Genomic DNA, 17055 nt, shown 5'->3' on the forward strand with positions numbered 1-17055 from the left:
GTCGTGATTGGCTAGTGTGTCTCCTAATATACCAGTTGGCCCACGGTACCCGCGAAACGCTGCTTATTGCGATACGGGTAGACATCAATGACCCGGCCATCGCGAATCGCTTTTTGCACTTCCAGCCAGTAGTCAGGGTCGAAGAGCTCGGGGTGCTGGTCCATGAACATATCGCGAAGCGTTTTATTGGCGAACATGAAGGGGCCAAATTCCTCAGGGAAAATATCGTTGGGGCCGATCGACAAACTGGAGGCATCGATTCCCTGGCCTTTCGGCATATGCCGAAACCGGCACTCGGTGATGTAGCACACCTCATCGTAATCGTAAAAGATCACCCGACCATGGCGGGTCACACCAAAATTCTTGAGCAGCATATCGCCGGGAAAAATATTCGCTGCCGCCATTTGCTTGATGGCGTTGCCGTAATCCTTGAGCACCGTCTCGCGCTCGGCCTCGCTGCACTGTTCCAGATAAATATTCAGCGGCGTCATCATCCGCTCGGTATAGCAATGCTTGATGATCACCTTGTCGTCTTTGAGCGAGACGATTGAAGGCGCGACCTCGAGAAGATGCGCCAGGCACTCGGGCTCAAAGTGGTCCTTGCGAACGGTAAAGTTGGAGAACTCCTGGGTATCCGCCATTCGGCCTACCCGGTCGTGGCGCTTTACCAGCCGGTACTTTTCGCGCACGACGGCGTGGGTGACATCCTTGGCCGGGTCGAATTTATCCTTGATGATTTTGAACACGGTGCGAAAGCTCGGCAGCACGAACACCGCCATCACCATGCCACGCACGCCAGGGGCAATAATGAACTTGTCCTCGCGCTTGGCGACCTGTTGGTTCAGGGCACGGAAAAACTCGGTCTTGCCGTGCTTGAAGAAGCCGATCGCGGCATACAGCTCGCCTTCCGGCTTATGGGGCATCAGCTGTTTCAAGTAGTCGACAAACTCGCCGGGCACCGGCACATCCACCTGAAAGTAGGCCCGCGTGAAGGAGAAAATGATCGACACTTCGTCGGTCTCGGTAAGCACCGTATCCAGGTGCAGACAAGGGTCGCCGCCCTGCTTCTCGCCAAACCCCTCGCCGTGCAGGACCGGCAGAACCAGCGGCACCTGCTCACCACCGCCCAGAATCCGGCCCACCAGATAAGCCCCCTTATTGCGGTAGAAAACGCTTTTCAAAAGCTCTACCTGGACATCCTCGGCCTGTAAGATCGCCGCGGGCAGTTGCGCTTCAAGAAGCGACGTTCCAAGCTCAATATCACGCTCAAGGTCGGCAAAGGGGTTATCAAACGGGGCTTCCTTAAGCGCCCACCTCAGGGCGTTTGGCCAGTCACCATTCACCGGGCAGCGACGGCAGAGCTCAATGCCCGAGCGATGCGCAGCATCGTCGCGGGAGCTGTACACGAACATCCATTCGTTGCGGATGTGGCGATGCTGGAAAATCGAGCAGAACAGTGAGTTGAAAAAGGTTTCGGCCAGTTCGTAATCGAGCCGCTGGCTGATCAATTCCGCGTAATGGTGACGTGCTTCGCCCCAGGTTACGCAGTGGGCCAGTACATCTTGGGGAAAAGTACGCTGCAAGCGCCCCAGGGTGTCCTCCACCTTTTCGCCGTAGAGGTTGATACGCGCCGCCGAAGCCTGCTGGGCATCGCGCCATGCCGCCTCGCGAAAACGGCGGCTGGCGTCGAAGGTAATCTGTTTGAAGCGCGCACGGTACTCGTCAAAGCCGTGCAGAATAGTGGCCGCTAGGCGATACGCGGGAGAAAGTTTCACGGCAAGGCTCCTGTTCGTTTTGACCAGCTTGGCGTAACCGGAGACTAGATGCGAGGTGACCTTGGTGTGACTAGCCCTCGGTATCCAGCAGCGCGGTCAGCGGCGCCACCTGATCCGGGTCAGCCAGCGCCTGCGCCAGCTTGGCAATGTCTTCCGCCAGCGGTCGATCCTGTTCGAGCGGTGCCGCAAGCTCACGTACCCATGCGCAAAGAGATCGGGAAGCCAAGCTGAGTGATGATATCTTCTTCAACTCAGCGCCCTGCACCAGCACCAGCGCCTCGATCGCCAGCACCTGATAAAGCTGTTCCAGACTGGTGCTCGCACGCCGCGCGGCAATGGTGCCCAGCGGGACAATATCCTGGTTATCGGCGTTGGTGGGAATCGACTGGATCGAGGCAGGCATAGCCTGGCTACGCAGCTCGGCAACCAGCGCCGTGGCGCTGACCTGGGCTCCCATGAAGCCGCTGTGTAGCCCAGTATCCAGCGGCTGCATGAACGCAGGCAACCCTTTATTCATCAAGGGGTTGGTTATTCGGGCAATGCGCCGCTCGCTGTACAGCGCCATCTGGATAAGGGCGTTGTTAAGATGATCGCTGGCAAACGCAAGCTGCTGACCAAAGAAATTGCCACCATGCAGGACGAGATCGTCATCGGCAAAAAGCAATGGGTTATCGGTGACGGCCTCCAGCTCGATACGCGCCGTTTGGGCGTGCTGCTCGACCACGTCCCAGACCGCTCCCAATGCCTGTGGGGCACAACGCAATGTATAGGCATCCTGGGGTAACGGGCGATGTTGCTCGATATCATCGGGCATGTCGGGGAGCGTTTCCGTCCTGGGCTGCCAGGGAGTCAAGGCGCCACTGTCTGCCGACAACGACCACAGCCAGCGGTGCAGCTGCCGCTGGCCCGGATGCGGGCGTAGTTCGCCAATGGCGGGATGAAAGGCCTCGCGGTGCCCGGCCAGCAGCTCGGCATACAGCAGCACCAGCAAGGAGCTGAGCTTTAACGCTCGCTGGGACGCCACAGCATTCATAGCGGCAATACCCGCCGTTGCCGAGGTACCATTAACCAGAGCAATGGCATCTTTTCCCTGCAGCACCAATGGCTTCCAGCCCAATTGATGATGGGCATCGCTGCTGGATACCCAGCGTCCGCCACGCAGGCTTACGCGCCCCTCGCCAGTGAGCGCCCGCGCCAGGTGTGCCAACGGGGTCAGGTCCCCGCTGGCGCCGACGGTGCCGCGCGCGGGGACTTCAGGCACCAAATCGGCCTCCAGCCAGGCCTGAAGCCGGTCGATGAGCAGGGGGTTGGCGCCCGAGTGGCCGCGCATCAAGCTGGTCAGCCGCGCCACCATCATGGCACGCACATGGCGATGCGACAGCGGCTCGCCCACCCCACTGCATAGGTGATACACCAGGTTCTGCTGCAGCAGGGCGGACTGCTTGGGATCGACATTCGTCGTGGCTAACGGCCCATACCCGGTCGTTACGCCATAAATTCGACGGCGCTGTTCAATTGCCTCGCAAAGGAACTCGTGGGCCTTGGCCACCGCACGCTCTTCCTGTGGCGACAGATCAAGCAACCGACGCCCCAGGGCAATCTGTTCGATCTCTTCAAGCGAGCGACGCCCGTTGTCCATAGCGATATATCCTGTGATGAAACCTGTTTTGTCGAATTACCAGTCCCTGGGCTTGCCCATCGCATTGATAGGCAAGGCATCCCCGTAGGTGATGGCAACCGGCCGCTCGGCGGCGGGCCACTGATTGATGGCCTGGGCGATCTCGGAGGCGGCATGCTCCTCACTTTCCACCGGCACCACGAAGGCTTTCAAACGCCGTTTTGCCGCCGGTCCCGTGGCGCGTATGGCGCAGTCAGCCACGCTTTCCAGCCCGCGCAGACGCGCGGCCACGTGGCCGGGGCTGACATTGACGCCGCCAATCGTCACGATACCGTCATGGCGCCCCTGGAGCGTGAAGGTGTCGTCATCAAGCCAGTGAGTGTGATCCAGCAACGGCGTAGCGGTGCGGTCATCCAGGCGCTGAATGTGGTTCGCATCAAGGCGCTGCCAATGGGCGAGCAGCTGGTAGGCGGCGTCCGGATGCCAGCGCGTCGCCACTCCGCCGGTTTCGGTACTGCCGTAGATATCCAGCAGCTCGCTTAGCCCGCTTTCGCGTAACGCCTGCGACGTCTCGGCAGCCAGCGGCGCGGTGGACGAGACGCCGACCACCCTGTCCGGCCAGGCGCGGCAAGAGATGGCCAGGTAGTCCCAGCGAGGTGGAACCGTGACCAACAGGTCGCCGGGCAATAGCGGCGGCAAGGCGGCAGCGTCAACGCTGATGCGCGGCATACCCGCCACGCCCGGCAGCGCCACTCCGAACATGAAGCCGTAGAGATGATGCAAGGGCAGCCAGCGAATCACGCGGTTGACCGTCTCCCGCGAGGCAAGACGCTGTGCCAGGGCATGCGCCTCGGCCTCGAGGGTTTCCCAGCGATGCAGGTGGGCGGTAGGCGCGCCGGTACTGCCCGAGGTTCTGAACGTCAGTCCCGACGTATCGGAAGCGGCATTAGCTACCAAAGAGGCCCAGTCATCGACGTGCTGGGTCATCAGCAGGCGATCTTCGACGCCCGTTTCATGCAGACAGAAGAATTCGTTGACGCAGGCAGCCAAGTGCAGTCGTTCTAGGGAATCAATCGCGGGAGGCGTCTGCCAGTCCGGTGCGGGGGTGCCTCGATAGGCAGCCAATTCAGCGCTCAGCAATGATTGCAGCACGGCTTTGCAATCGGCTTCGCTCAGCCATTGAGGCATCTTATAAATCCTTAACAACGCCCATAGCGTAAGGTTTGCTTGTTGAAAGCCGCCTGAGGGCTTGACGACGTCAAGGCGGCTTTAAGGTGGGTTATAGCCGCTTGACGAAGATCCAGTAAGTGTCACCTGAAATGGCTTTCTTCATGTGCACTTTTACTTTGGTGGGCGTCATCTGGTAATCAAACACGTACTCAAACATGGTATTCAGATCGCCGTTTTTAACCCCTTCTTTGAAGCGACCCTGGAACTCTTTGCTTTGCGTACAGGGAGCGACTTCAGTAAAGAAGTTCTTGCCAATCACGCTTTTGGGATCACGGCCGGTAATACCGCCTTCCGCTGCGTTGTATTGAACGATCTTACCGTTGGCATCCAACTGGATCGCCCCAAAGGCTAATTCGTCCAATTTTTTGTCATCCATCTTTGCCAGCGAGTTCTCGATATCATCGCCGCCAAACCGAACCGTTTCCATTGCCATTACCGCACCTCCGGGTTGAACGCTTTAGGGTGTTTCAATTCACCACGTGCTCTACAAAAAATATACAAAACTTGTGAAACTCTTCAAAGCTAGCAGCATCGGTAACCTAAGGCAATCACCTAATACTATTGAATGAAGCCGGCATCATCTTTTAAGGCGAGTCTTGTAATGCCGACATGCGGGTAAGCTGCAAGCAGAAAGGCCCAGCGGTTCGGTCGGCGACCAGAAAACCCACCTGGGTAATACCCGCTGGCTTGATAGGCGGTGCGTCAGTTAGCAGCGTTCCTCGGCGAACAGCCTCGAAAGCCGCCCATGAAAAGTGCAGGGTTTCCCAGCGATCCGTGGCAGGTGTGAATTTCACCCGGTAAGCAGAGGCATCGCCCAGCGACGTGCTTTTCAAGCGCAGTTGATAGGTACGTCCATCGCCGCGCACGGTCAGCGCTATACCCTGGGCATCCACCAGCGTTGATTCAAAATCGTGGGGCTCACGGCGAACGGAGGCAAAACCGCCGCCGTTGTTCAGTGATACCTCGCCATGAAAGCGCCCTTCACAGTCGACAACACTGAACTGACTCCGGGATTGGCCACCCATCACGCCATCATCGACGGCGTACCAGCGTTGCTGTTCGCTGGGATCATTAAAGGTCAGCGTCATAAGACCACCTCGCAACGGCTCGTGAGTAAAAAAGCCCCTGGCGTCATACCGCCAGGGGCTTTTTACAGTAGCTTAATCGTCGGCTTGCTTACAGCTTGGCAGCAGCCACCGATGCCGGTTCGTCGTCTATCTCGTCAGGTGATGCCACTACCAGCGCAAACTCCTCCTCCGCGGTTTTAGCCACCAGCTTATTCTTGCTGTACAGGAAGTAATAAGCCGCCCCGGCAATGAAGAGCACGATGGTGTAGTTAAAGGCGCGGGGATCGAAGGCATATACGCCCGTGAGCGCCACCAGCGAGAGCACTAATGCAATGCCTGAGGTCACCACACCGCCCGGCGTTTTATACGGGCGAGGAAGGTCGGGCTGTTTGATCCGCAGCAGGATATGGCTCAGCGCCATCAATGCGTAGGACAGCGTTGCGCCGACCACTGCCATGCCTAAAATCAGGTCACCTTCACCGCTCAGCGATACCAAAAAGCCGAACACGCCCGGCACGATCAACGCCAGATAAGGGACTTTGCGTTCGCTGGTCAGCGATAGTGGTTTAGGGATATAGCCCGCACGGGAAAGCGCGAATACCAAGCGGCTATAGCCATAGATGATCGAAAAAAAGGAGGCAATCAGACCGGCCAGGCCCAATACGTTGACCAGGGTGGCAAGCATTGGGTTACCCGCTGCATTCAGCGCATCCACCAGGGGCACGCCGCTTTGGCCGATCATCTCGGCGCCCGCGGCACCGGCGAGCAGCACCACGACCAACAAGGCGGTGAACAGCAGGAACAGCATCGCGCCAATAATGCCCTTGGGCATATCCCGGGCGGGGTCCTTGGCTTCTTCCGCTGCCAGCGGCACACCTTCCACCGCCAGGAACAGCCACATGCCGAACGGTAGCGCCGCCCATATACCGTACCAGCCAAACGGCATAAAGGTACTCGCGCCTGCGGCATCGGTGGGCGCGATATCAAACAGGTTGGCGGCGTCAAAATTGCCGATCAGCGCCACGGCGGTGGCGATAATGGCGAACACCGCCAGGCCGCTGATCACCATCATGACTTTCAGCGCTTCACCTACCCCCGCCAGGTGAATACCGATAAACACAGCATAAAACAGCAGATACACCAGCGGGCCGTTAATGCCCAGTAATGACTCCACCGCAGCACCGATAAAAATCACGATCGCAGCTGGCGCAAGGGCATACTCGATCAATACCGCAAGCCCGGTGAGGTAACCACCGGCCGGCCCCATGGCCTGGCGGGCAAAGCTGTAGCCGCCGCCCGCCGCGGGTATCGCGGCGGACATTTCCGCAAGCGATAGCACCAGCGCCAGATACATCAGCGCCATCAAGCAGGCGGCAATCGCAAAGCCGCCCCACCCCGCCTCGCCGATACCGAAGTTCCAGCCTGCGAAGTCGCCGGAAATTACGTAGGAAACCCCTAGCCCCGCCAGCAGCATCCAGCCGGCAGTCCCTTTACGCAATTGGCGTTTTGCCAAATACGCCTGATCAACTGATGGTTGTGTCATCGTTTTGCCCTCATGGTGTGGAACGAAAGTGTCGTCAGCGGCGTGCTTTGCTATGTGCTGCTTACTGCGTTCCATATTGTTATGGGAGAATTGTTACGTCGTTGTTGTGGTACGTCTGTTGCTATAGGTGTTGTTATATGGCCGTTTTGATACGGCTATTGGCGTTCGCCAAGGTCGTTAATCAGCGACCAGAAAGTTGCGAATCGAACCAGGTGCGGCGTCTCCTTCCAGCACATCGTCTTCACTACGGTCTTTCAATTTGACCCCCGACACTTTGAGCTGGCGAGCCTCTTTCAAGAGCAGAAAGAAGCGCCGGGCGGCTTCCTCGACCGCGAGCCCCGCCGGTCGCACGTTGGAAATACAGTTGCGCCGGTCGTCCCTGAGGCCTGGTGTCGGCGCCCAGGTCATATACAGCCCGAGGCTGTCCGGCGAGCTTAAGCCCGGCCGTTCGCCGATCATTACCAGCACGGCGTCAGCGTTCAGCAGTGCGCCAATCTCATCGCCGATCGCCACCCGCCCCTGCTCGACAATGGTCAGTGGCGCCAACTGCCAATCCGCAGCGTCGCTTTTGAGCATCTGATACAGGTTGCTAAGAAACGGCACGCTGTTCTGCTGAACGGCCCGCGCAGAGAGCCCATCGACGATGACCACCGCCAGGTCATAGCGCTGCTGAGAGGCAGCGGCTTGCTGCAACTGTTCACGCGTTTCTTCGTTGAGACGCCGGCCGTAGTCGGGCCGCTGCAGATACATGGCGCGATCCTGGGCCTGGCTATGTAAGCGTATGGGGGCCTCTGATACCTCAAGCGCCTCTGTTAACTCACTGGCCAGCGCGTCAACATCCAGCGGGGTGTGAACGGCGTCCTGGGCCTGGGCATGGGCCAGTTGAAAGGCCAACAGCTTGCTGGTCGGCAGGCTGACACCCGCGCGCCCCAAGCCAATCCGCGCATCGGTAAAGGCGTTCAAACGCTCCCAGGGGTTCTCAACGACGATAGGCGATGCTGGCTTATCAACCATGACGAGGCTCCTTTGGCAGGTGGCGCAGGCTGTTGGCAAAGGCGGCGGGCAACTGGTCGTTGAGCCGGTAGGCACTGACATCCTGGAAAATCTGCATCTCTTCGAGCCAGCGCTCAAACTCCGGCGCCGCCTTTAGCCCCAGCGCTCGCCGGGCGTAAAGCGCGTCGTGAAAGGAGGTGGTCTGGTAATTGAGCATGATGTCGTCAGAACCGGGGATGCCCATGATGAAGTTGCAGCCCGCCACGCCGAGTAGCGTGAGCAGGTTATCCATGTCGTTCTGGTCGGCCTCGGCGTGGTTGGTATAACAAACGTCGCAGCCCATGGGCACGCCCAGCAGCTTGCCGCAGAAGTGATCCTCCAGCCCGGCACGGGTAATCTCCTTGCCGTCGAACAGGTACTCGGGGCCGATAAAGCCCACCACGGTATTTACCAGCAGCGGATTAAACTTGCGCGCCACCGCGTAGGCGCGGGCTTCGCAGGTCTGCTGGTCGAGCCCGTGGTGGGCATCGGCGGACAGCGAGCTGCCCTGCCCGGTTTCGAAATACATCACGTTACGCCCCACCGTGCCACGGTTGAGCGACTGGGCCGCCGCTTCGGCTTCGGCAAGGGTGCTCAAATCAAAGCCAAAGCTGCGATTGGTGGCTTCGGTGCCACCGATCGATTGAAACACCAGATCGACCGGAGCGCCCTGCTCGATCGCTTCCAGCGTGTTCGTCACGTGGGTCAGTACGCAGGACTGGGTGGGGATCCGATACTTCTGGATCACCTCGTCCATCAGGCGCATCAGCTTGACGCTCTGGGCGACGTTATCAGTGGCCGGATTGATGCCAATCACCGCGTCACCGCTGCCGTATAACAGGCCATCGAGGATACTCGCGGCTATACCGGTGACGTCATCGGTGGGGTGATTGGGCTGGAGCCTTGTCGAGAGCCGCCCCGGCAGACCGATGGTGTTACGAAACGCCGTGGTGACTTGGCACTTCTTGGCCACCAGAATCAGATCCTGGTTGCGCATCAGCTTGCTGACGGCGGCGGCCATTTCAGGGGTAATCCCTGCTTTCACTTCCGCGAGTACGTCGCTGGTGGCGTGATCGGAAAGCAGCCAGTTACGGAAGTCGCCCACGGTGAGATGGCTGATGGGAGCGAAGGCGGCGGCATCATGCTCATCCATAATCAGCCGGGTGATCTCGTCCTCTTCATAAGTAATCAACGCTTCGTTTAAAAAAGTAGTGAGCGGCAGTTCGGCCAACACCATTTGGGCGACGACGCGCTCTTCGGCGCTCTCTGCCATTACCCCGGCCAGGCGGTCGCCGGAACGGGGCGGCGTGGCTTTGGCCATCAACTCGGCCAGGCTTGCGAAGCGGTAGCTGCGGCTCCCCACCGTGGAGTGATAGGCTTGTGCCATAAAGCGTTCCTTTTGGCGGAATGAGGCGCTATAAAAAAGCGCCAAGGTACAAAACTTGCTTGTTTCTACCTTAGCGCTAACCCTTAATGGGAAGTATCGAGTTTTGGCAAACTCGCCAAAGACTCAACAATATAAGCAAAAACAAATAGATGCGTAAAAACCAGGGCAATTAGCGTCCCCAAACAGCCACCAAGGAGTTGATCATGGACTCGTCTGGCAGCGCTCATGCACCAAAAAGATGCATTCAGGAAGCGTTCGATGCTGATGAGCACGCCAACAACCTGACGCGCTGGCAACAGCAATACGACCAGTTAAGCCCTGGCCGATTCTACGGTCGGCTGGATGAAATCGAGCTGACCGGTATGCAGGTATTTAAAGAGCACACCGGCCAAGCGCTGCGTCAAGACTGCTGCGTGTGGCCCAACTCGCTATGGATTGGTATACCGCCATTAACGCGAGGGTCGCGCATTAACGGACAGGCGCTGAACGTCGATGAGGTCATGTGTCGACCAGGCGGCCACGACTTTGAACTCGTCACCCCAGATGCGTTTGATATTTATGGTTTGGTGGTTGACTTGCCCACGCTGAACGCCGCCGCAGCGCAACAGGGCATTACGCTGGATGAGCGATGGCAGCAAGTACCGCGACGCCATGTGGCCCATGACACCCTGAGTGCCGTCACGTTTTTGCTGGAAAAGTTAGTGGTTAACCCGAAAGGCACCATTGCCGAACGACTGCATCGAGATATTTTTTTGATGGCGCTGCTTGAATTACTGCAGGCCGAAAAGCCTTGCCAGGAAGCACCACCCAGCTATGCCCATCGAAAAGAAGTGGTCGACCGCGTTAAGCGTTACGTTGACGAACATCTGGAAGGGCCGGTCACCATGGAGGCGCTGTGTGAACTGACCCATGTCAGCCGACGCACGCTGCAGTACAGTTTCACCACCATTCTTGGCATCAGCCCGCTGCAGTTTTTGCGTCTTACCCGGCTCAACCGGGTAAGGCGGGCATTGCGGGCCGCAGCCCCTGACCAGTCGGTGACCGAGATTGCCACCTATTGGGGGTTCTGGCATCTGGGCCAGTTCGCCCATGACTACAAGCAACAGTTTGGTGAATGCCCCTCACAAACGCTGAGCGCCCATAAGCCAGCGTTCAGCAAACTGGTCGGCGGGTAGCGGCCGGTCGAAATAGTAGCCTTGCGCCTGGGTACACCCCATCGCCAGTAGCGCTTCGGCCTGGGAGGCATGCTCAATACCTTCCGCAATCGTTTCGAGCCCCAAGGTGGTGGCCATGGCAATAATCGTCTCGACAATTACACGGTCATTATCGCTGGTGAGCATGTCGCGAACGAACGAGATATCGATCTTGATTTTATCGGCGGCAAAGCGCTTTAAATAAGCCAACGACGAATACCCTGTACCAAAGTCGTCAATAGCCAATCCCAACCCCTTGCCTTTCAGGGTTTTGGTCATGGCAATGGCTTTTTCGGGATTCACCATGATACCGCTTTCGGTGATTTCCAGGCTGAGCATTGAGGCTTCCACCTGAAACTGCTGACAGTAGCCCAGTAGTGACGTTACCAGATCACCGTCTTCAAACTGGTCGGCCGCAATGTTGATCGCCAACTGCCCCGGCAGCCGCAGGCCCTGTTGATGCCATTGCGACAGTTGCCGACAGGCTTCTTCAATAACCCAGTTACCCAGCGCCACCATCATGCCGCGTTCTTCGGCAATGGGAATAAACCTGCCGGGTGAAACGACGCCTAGCTCTTCATCATTCCAACGGCATAACGCTTCCGCGCCGATTAAGCGTCCATCGCGAAGGTCGACCTGAGGCTGAAAATGCAAGCGTAGCTGTTTTTCTGCAATGGCATTGGAAAGACGTTTGGCTATCTGCAACTGCTCAGCGACTTCGCACTCCATCCAGGGCTCAAATACACAAACAGGCAGCTTTTGGCGCTTGGCTTGATACATGGCAATGTCGGCATCCTTCAGAAGATCCAAAGGCGTTGTCGCATGCCGAGGGTAGAGCGAGATACCCACGCTGACCGTGAGTTCGAAGGATTGCTGGTAAACGTTGAAAGGGGGCTCAATGCACTCACACAACCGTCGGGCATTTGCCAGTGCATCGGCCTCATCGCGAGCAGGGCAGACCACAACAAACTCATCACCGCCCAGCCGCGCCAGATACTCGTTGTACGTCAATGAGGCCGCCAAGCGACTTGCCACTTCTTGAAGGACAATATCCCCCAAATCGTGCCCGGCGGTGTCGTTGATCTCTTTGAAATGGTTAAGGTCCAGAATTAACAATGCCATGCCCGGGGCTGAGGCGTCAGTGAGCACATGCTTAAGATGACGCATGAAAGCCGCTCGGTTGGGTAACTGCGTGCCCGAATCATTAAAGGCCAATTGCCTTATACGGTTTTCGTCTGCCTGGCGCTCCAGCTCTGACGCGGCCCGGGCTGCAAATATCTGCAGCACATTACGTACGATATCCACGTCGGCCAGCGGCTCTTTGAACATCACGCCAATAAGCCCCATCGGTTGACCATGGCTATTATCCAACCGCCTCCCTACATAACCATTTACCCAACTTAGCGCTCCATTCGTTTCACCGGGAAGCATGATGGCGGCGTCTTTATGAACAATACACTCCTGTTCGACCATTACCCTGTGGCAAGGCACCCCAGGCAGGTAATAGGCAAAATTTTCCTGGAGCTGGCCTTCTACATATAGCGTTAATGTACAAGCGAAATCGGTATCCTGTTCATCAAGCAACGCAATAAACCCGACTTCTGCCGATAAGGCCTCGGTCATGTGCACCGTGAGCTGATGAAGAAACGCCTCGCCATTACTGGCGGAAACAGCTGTCGCAATTCTTGTTACCGCATGCTGGATACGAGTTTCTGCTTGTTTTTGACGACGGCTATAGATACCTAGCGATACTTCATCGACCAGTTCTTCCAGCAACTGCATTTCATCGACGTTCAGCATGCCAGGCTGCCGATGATAAAGCGTCATTACGCCGTACTGCTTATCGGCATACTGAAGCGGCAAGGCAACGACCTGTTCAGCCCCCAAAGCGCTTAGGGCCTGATTAACCCCAGAAGGCAACGTTTCATCATTGGGGCGCTCAATGACGATAGAGCGATTATGTTGCAGAGCTCTCTCGGCCAGTCCTTTGCAGTAACGGGAAATAAAAAGCTGGGCGGGGCTCAGCCAGGAAGCAGCCTCGCCATCTACATCCGCCATCGCCTCTATGGATAACGCCTCGTCTGATCCCATTTCAGGCGTTAATGCGGTAACCCAGGCGCCAGCGTATCCGCCGACACTCACCGCAACGCTGCAAGCCGACTGCAGCAACTGCTGCTCGCTACCGGTATGCATTAATAAATCGTGCCGCCGGTTCATTAGCCGCAATGCGCGTTTTTTTCTGCGTAAACGTACTTGAACATTATCCTGGGCGAGTTGGCGGGCAAGTTCAGTGCCCCCCAATATCGCAATGACCCGCAAGATTTCTTCAGCGTAGTCAGGCAGCTCCAGCGGTGAGGAGTGCATGATGGCAAGCACTCCCTGGCAAGTGCCATCGGGTGCCTGCAGCGCCATGCCCCAATAGCCTTCAGCCGATAATACCTCGAGCCTTGTGTCGTTCGGGAAACGGTCGATTACCCCTGAAGGTGTACGCCAGCGGGATAGCATCACGACCTGTTCACAGGGCGTGTCTTTCACCGCGTACACATCCAGCTCGCTAAGCGCACCATGGGTCCAGAAAGCCAAGGGCGTTGCGATACCGCGCTGAGAATCAAATCGTGCCAATAGCACATGGTCAACGCGCAGGATGTCCGAAAGTGCTTTTACCAGATGATAAAAAAAACTGTTTTCACTGACAGAGGTCAAGCTGTCAGCCAACTGCCTAAAAACCACTGGAGCCTTAGTAGAAGACATGATATTAACGCCTTGAAATCCGTCAGGTACGCCACGTCTGCTCGCCAAAGGCTGTATACGGCTGCGGTGTGATCATCCCTGAACCATTCGCTAGTAGAGTAAAAAACTTCATGTATTACGTTATAAACCGCAACCCGCCGCTTCCAACGGCAGGGCCTGCACCCGCTCTGTGTCTAAATCTGCCTTTATCTCGGCATCATCCAATGACTACTTAAACACCTGCGAAAACTTATAAAAACTGCGAATTAGCTTTAACTTTCCTCAAAAAAGCTAACTTAAAACACCAACCCTTACTTTTAATTAAATGATCAAAAAACTTAAATTTGCCATCTGCCGGTTTTCCCGGCATATGCTGCTATCAAAAACTCTCTATTCTGCTTTATATCAACCAGAAAAGTTGATATTCAACCCAAACAGTCCTTCATGTCAATAGGTTGATCCTCAACCATTTATGTCTATACGGAGGACGCTGTGAACAAAACTGAACAGAAACGGCTAGCTAGCAACATTGGCAGAGCAATTGCCAAGCAGCGAATTCGCAGTCAGCTGACCCAGGAAGAAGTGGCTGAACGCTTGGGCATTGGCAATGAAGCTGTCTCGCGGATAGAGCGTGGGAGAGTGATTCCCAACATCGTCCGACTACTGGAGCTGGCAGAAATCTTCAACTGCGAGGCCGCATTGTTATTAGGGCAAGCCAGCTTTCACCTAGACGACCAGGCAAGTCGCGTAAAGCATCTTCTGGAACCCCTCGACTCGAATGATCGCCAGCTTTTACTTGATATACTCGAAAACCTAACAAACCGCTTTAATAATAAAGAATGAACTAAAACCGGTAATAAAAAATCCATAAAAAGAATATTAAAAACCGGTCATCAGCATTTAAACAATAACTTCATAAAACTGATGTAAAATCGCGCCTGCCAAAAACCCCACACTTGTTGGTGACCTCTACTCATTCGTGCTATAGATAATTGATCGACGCTGCATGTCAGTGAGGGCATCTATGCTCAACACCGCCGCCTGGAACCGCATACGCTATACCGCCTATGCGCCCCTTTACGATGCGATTGCCAATCGTGCTTTTCGCAGGCCCCGGCGGGTGGCACTGGGTCAGGTGGACTGGGAACCTGGTATGCGCGTATTGCTGGTGGGTGCTGGCACTGGGTTAGACCTTCCTTTTATCCCTCGTGAGCTGGAAATTCATTTAACCGACCTGACGCCCGCGATGGTCAAGCGCGCCATGCGTCGTGCCCATCGCTATCAGCGCGATGTCACTTGCCATGTAATGGATGCTGAAGCACTAACCTACCCAGACGAGCATTTCGATGTGGTCGTCATGCATTTACTGCTCGCGGTTATGCCCACACCCCAGCAAGGGCTGGCCGAAGCTTACCGTGTACTCAGGCCTGGCGGTCAACTGTGCGTGATGGACAAGTTCCAGCCCGACGGCCAGCCAGCAGGGATTAGTCGCCGCCTGGCTAATATAGTGACATCCATACTCGCCACCGATATCACCCGCCAAGCGGCGCCATTGCTTACCCAGGCAGGGTTCCAGATCCGCCATGACGAACCGGTGCTGATGAACGGCTTGTTTCGTGCCCTGTTAGCCGCCAAACCCGAGTGACATGTCTCATTGCGACGCTATGTCGCCCTGTTTTACTGGTGCCTGCCAACACCCTCGCCTACCATGCGAGCTGACTTTTCTTACCCAGGTTCTGCCATGGCTCAGCGTTCTTTATTCAGCAACCCACTGATGTTGTTAATCAGTCGGCTGCACTTTTATGTTGGCTTGTTGGTGGGCCCGTTCATTCTTGTCGCGGCCCTATCTGGCATTGCTTATGTTATCAGCCCTGCGCTGGAAGCCTGGGTCTACCAGGACGCATTACAAGGCACCCAACAAGGGGACGTGCAGCCGTTAAGTGCCCAGATTGCCGCAGCCCAAGATTATCTGAACAGCGCCGCCTCCCCCGATGCGGTTCGCCCGGCCCCCGAACCTGGCGATACCACACGTATCATGTTCAGCGACCCGGCACTTGCCCCCTCTCAGCACAACGCCGTTTTCGTTGACCCCGTTACCCTCAATGTCACCGGTGAGACCAAGGTTTACGGCACCAGCGGTATTTTACCGCTGCGCACCCAGATCGACCTGTTTCATCGCCAGCTTCTATTGGGTGATACAGGCCGCCTTTACAGCGAGCTCGCGGCATCCTGGTTATGGGTCATGGCACTGGGCGGTATCGTGCTATGGCTCAACCGAAGACACGCCTTGAAAGCCACACAGGGCCCGCGTCGACTTGCCAGACGTCATGCCACCCTGGGTGTAGTGTTGACCGTTGGGCTGTTGCTGTTTTCAGCGACGGGGCTAACCTGGTCGCAGTGGGCGGGCGGCAATATCGCCGAGCTTCGCCATGCCTGGGGCTGGAACACACCCAGAGTCTCGACCGACCTGGCGGCTGACGACACCACCCCGCAGGACGAGCACGCCGAGCACCGGGGGCATGCCCAAACCGCTACCACTCAAGCCCCAGCTGTTTCCCTGATTACCTTTGACCACGCATTGCACGCGGCGCGGCAGGCAGGGCTTGAGGCCGACCGCCTGCAAATCACACCGCCGACATCACCAGGTCAGGCATGGCGCGTCGCTGAGATAGACCGTCGCTGGCCGACCCAGGTGGATCAGGTAGCACTGCATCCCCGCACCATGGCCGTTATCGACAGGACTGACTTCGCCAGCTTTCCGCTGGCCGCAAAGCTGACACGTTGGGGAATCGACCTGCACATGGGGGTACTGCTTGGCACCATCAATCAACTTGTACTTGGCGTGCTCGCAGCGGGCATCGTTATGCTAGTTGTGTGGGGCTATACACTGTGGTGGCGTCGTGTATCCCGGGCAAGCGGACGTCGCTTCCCCACCGTCAGCGAACCCTGGGCTTTGCTGCCGCCAGGTACAAAGCTTGGGCTTGTCGGCGTTGCCCTTGCGCTGGGTATGGCCCTCCCGGTGCTGGGGGTTAGTTTGGCACTTTTTGCTTGCATCGACGCTTTGCGTTGGGCCGCCATAAAACGCCGCCAATCAATGTGCATACGCCCTAACACTCCCCGTTGACTATCACTTCCCGTGAACTTTAAAAGGTATCGTCATGCCCAAAGCTGCCGTCAAACGCTTTCGCCGCCTGCCCGACGACGAACAGTCGCGTATCATCGAAATGGCCTGGGAAGACCGCACGCCATTTGACGCCATTGAGACCCTCTACGGCCTTGCCGAGCCGGAGGTGGTCGAGGTGATGCGCCACCAACTCAAACCGGCCTCGTTTCGTTTATGGCGCAAACGCGTCACTGGCCGGGCAACGAAGCATACCGCCCTGCGCTCGCCGGATGTCCTCCGCGGCTATTGCCCGACGCAATATAAGCGCTGACGACTGCTGATGAAGCGCTTGATGAAGACGTCAGAAAAACACATCT

Annotated in this window: 14 protein-coding genes; 5 read left to right on the forward strand and 9 right to left on the reverse strand. The window is 56.9% G+C overall.

The window, feature by feature from the left end; translation table 11 throughout:
• Window positions 1–23: 23 nt before the first annotated feature.
• From aceK to NH395_RS09270, 8 genes are all read right to left on the reverse strand, one after another.
• Entirely contained in the window at window positions 24–1775 is a 1752-nt protein-coding gene (gene aceK / locus NH395_RS09235; RefSeq protein ID WP_253024221.1) for a bifunctional isocitrate dehydrogenase kinase/phosphatase, read from the reverse strand.
• Between the two features lie 70 nt (window positions 1776–1845).
• A complete protein-coding gene (locus NH395_RS09240; RefSeq protein WP_253024223.1) occupies window positions 1846–3414 on the reverse strand; it encodes an aromatic amino acid ammonia-lyase in 1569 nt (522 codons plus the stop codon).
• A gap of 36 nt (window positions 3415–3450) precedes the next feature.
• Window positions 3451–4581, reverse strand: a complete 1131-nt coding sequence (locus tag NH395_RS09245; protein ID WP_253024225.1) for an AMP-binding protein — start codon at window positions 4579–4581, stop codon at window positions 3451–3453.
• A 91-nt stretch (window positions 4582–4672) separates the two neighbouring features.
• Window positions 4673–5056 carry a photoactive yellow protein gene (gene pyp / locus NH395_RS09250; protein ID WP_253024227.1) on the reverse strand — a complete coding sequence of 128 codons (384 nt, stop codon included), beginning with the start codon at window positions 5054–5056 and terminating at the stop codon, window positions 4673–4675.
• Between the two features lie 151 nt (window positions 5057–5207).
• Window positions 5208–5711, reverse strand: a complete 504-nt coding sequence (locus NH395_RS09255) for a CIA30 family protein (protein WP_253024229.1) — start codon at window positions 5709–5711, stop codon at window positions 5208–5210.
• An 88-nt stretch (window positions 5712–5799) separates the two neighbouring features.
• Complete coding sequence (eat, locus tag NH395_RS09260; RefSeq protein WP_253024231.1) at window positions 5800–7233, reverse strand: ethanolamine permease; 1434 nt, start codon at window positions 7231–7233, stop codon at window positions 5800–5802.
• A gap of 177 nt (window positions 7234–7410) precedes the next feature.
• Window positions 7411–8247, reverse strand: a complete 837-nt coding sequence (eutC, locus tag NH395_RS09265; protein ID WP_253024233.1) for an ethanolamine ammonia-lyase subunit EutC — start codon at window positions 8245–8247, stop codon at window positions 7411–7413.
• A complete protein-coding gene (locus NH395_RS09270; RefSeq protein WP_253024234.1) occupies window positions 8240–9652 on the reverse strand; it encodes an ethanolamine ammonia-lyase subunit EutB in 1413 nt (470 codons plus the stop codon). Before NH395_RS09270 ends, eutC begins: the two co-directional genes overlap by 8 nt.
• Window positions 9653–9855: 203 nt before the next feature.
• On the opposite strand from NH395_RS09270, the gene NH395_RS09275 reads away from it, so the two are divergent.
• Complete coding sequence (locus NH395_RS09275) at window positions 9856–10827, forward strand: helix-turn-helix domain-containing protein (RefSeq protein ID WP_253024236.1); 972 nt, start codon at window positions 9856–9858, stop codon at window positions 10825–10827.
• Here NH395_RS09275 and NH395_RS09280 read toward each other — a convergent pair.
• Window positions 10774–13596 carry an EAL domain-containing protein gene (locus tag NH395_RS09280; protein ID WP_253024238.1) on the reverse strand — a complete coding sequence of 941 codons (2823 nt, stop codon included), beginning with the start codon at window positions 13594–13596 and terminating at the stop codon, window positions 10774–10776. The two genes, NH395_RS09275 and NH395_RS09280, sit on opposite strands and share 54 nt — an antisense overlap.
• A 471-nt stretch (window positions 13597–14067) precedes the next feature.
• On the opposite strand from NH395_RS09280, the gene NH395_RS09285 reads away from it, so the two are divergent.
• The 4 genes from NH395_RS09285 to NH395_RS09300 all read left to right on the forward strand — a co-directional run bounded on the left by NH395_RS09285 (window position 14068) and on the right by NH395_RS09300 (window position 17009).
• The gene (locus NH395_RS09285; protein WP_253024240.1) at window positions 14068–14418 is read left to right on the forward strand and encodes a helix-turn-helix transcriptional regulator; all 351 of its coding nucleotides are present in this window, start codon (window positions 14068–14070) and stop codon (window positions 14416–14418) included.
• 181 nt (window positions 14419–14599) lie between these two features.
• A complete protein-coding gene (locus NH395_RS09290; RefSeq protein ID WP_253024242.1) occupies window positions 14600–15220 on the forward strand; it encodes a class I SAM-dependent methyltransferase in 621 nt (206 codons plus the stop codon).
• Between the two features lie 96 nt (window positions 15221–15316).
• Window positions 15317–16699 (forward strand): PepSY-associated TM helix domain-containing protein, encoded by a 1383-nt coding sequence (locus NH395_RS09295; RefSeq protein ID WP_253024243.1) that lies wholly within the window; start codon window positions 15317–15319, stop codon window positions 16697–16699.
• Between the two features lie 34 nt (window positions 16700–16733).
• On the forward strand, window positions 16734–17009 hold the full coding sequence (locus tag NH395_RS09300; protein ID WP_253024245.1) for a TIGR03643 family protein: 276 nt from the start codon (window positions 16734–16736) through the stop codon (window positions 17007–17009).
• The last annotated feature ends 46 nt before the right edge of the window (window positions 17010–17055 follow it).

Source organism: Halomonas sp. Mc5H-6 (genome assembly GCF_024124705.1).
Classification (GTDB): domain Bacteria; phylum Pseudomonadota; class Gammaproteobacteria; order Pseudomonadales; family Halomonadaceae; genus Vreelandella; species Vreelandella subterranea.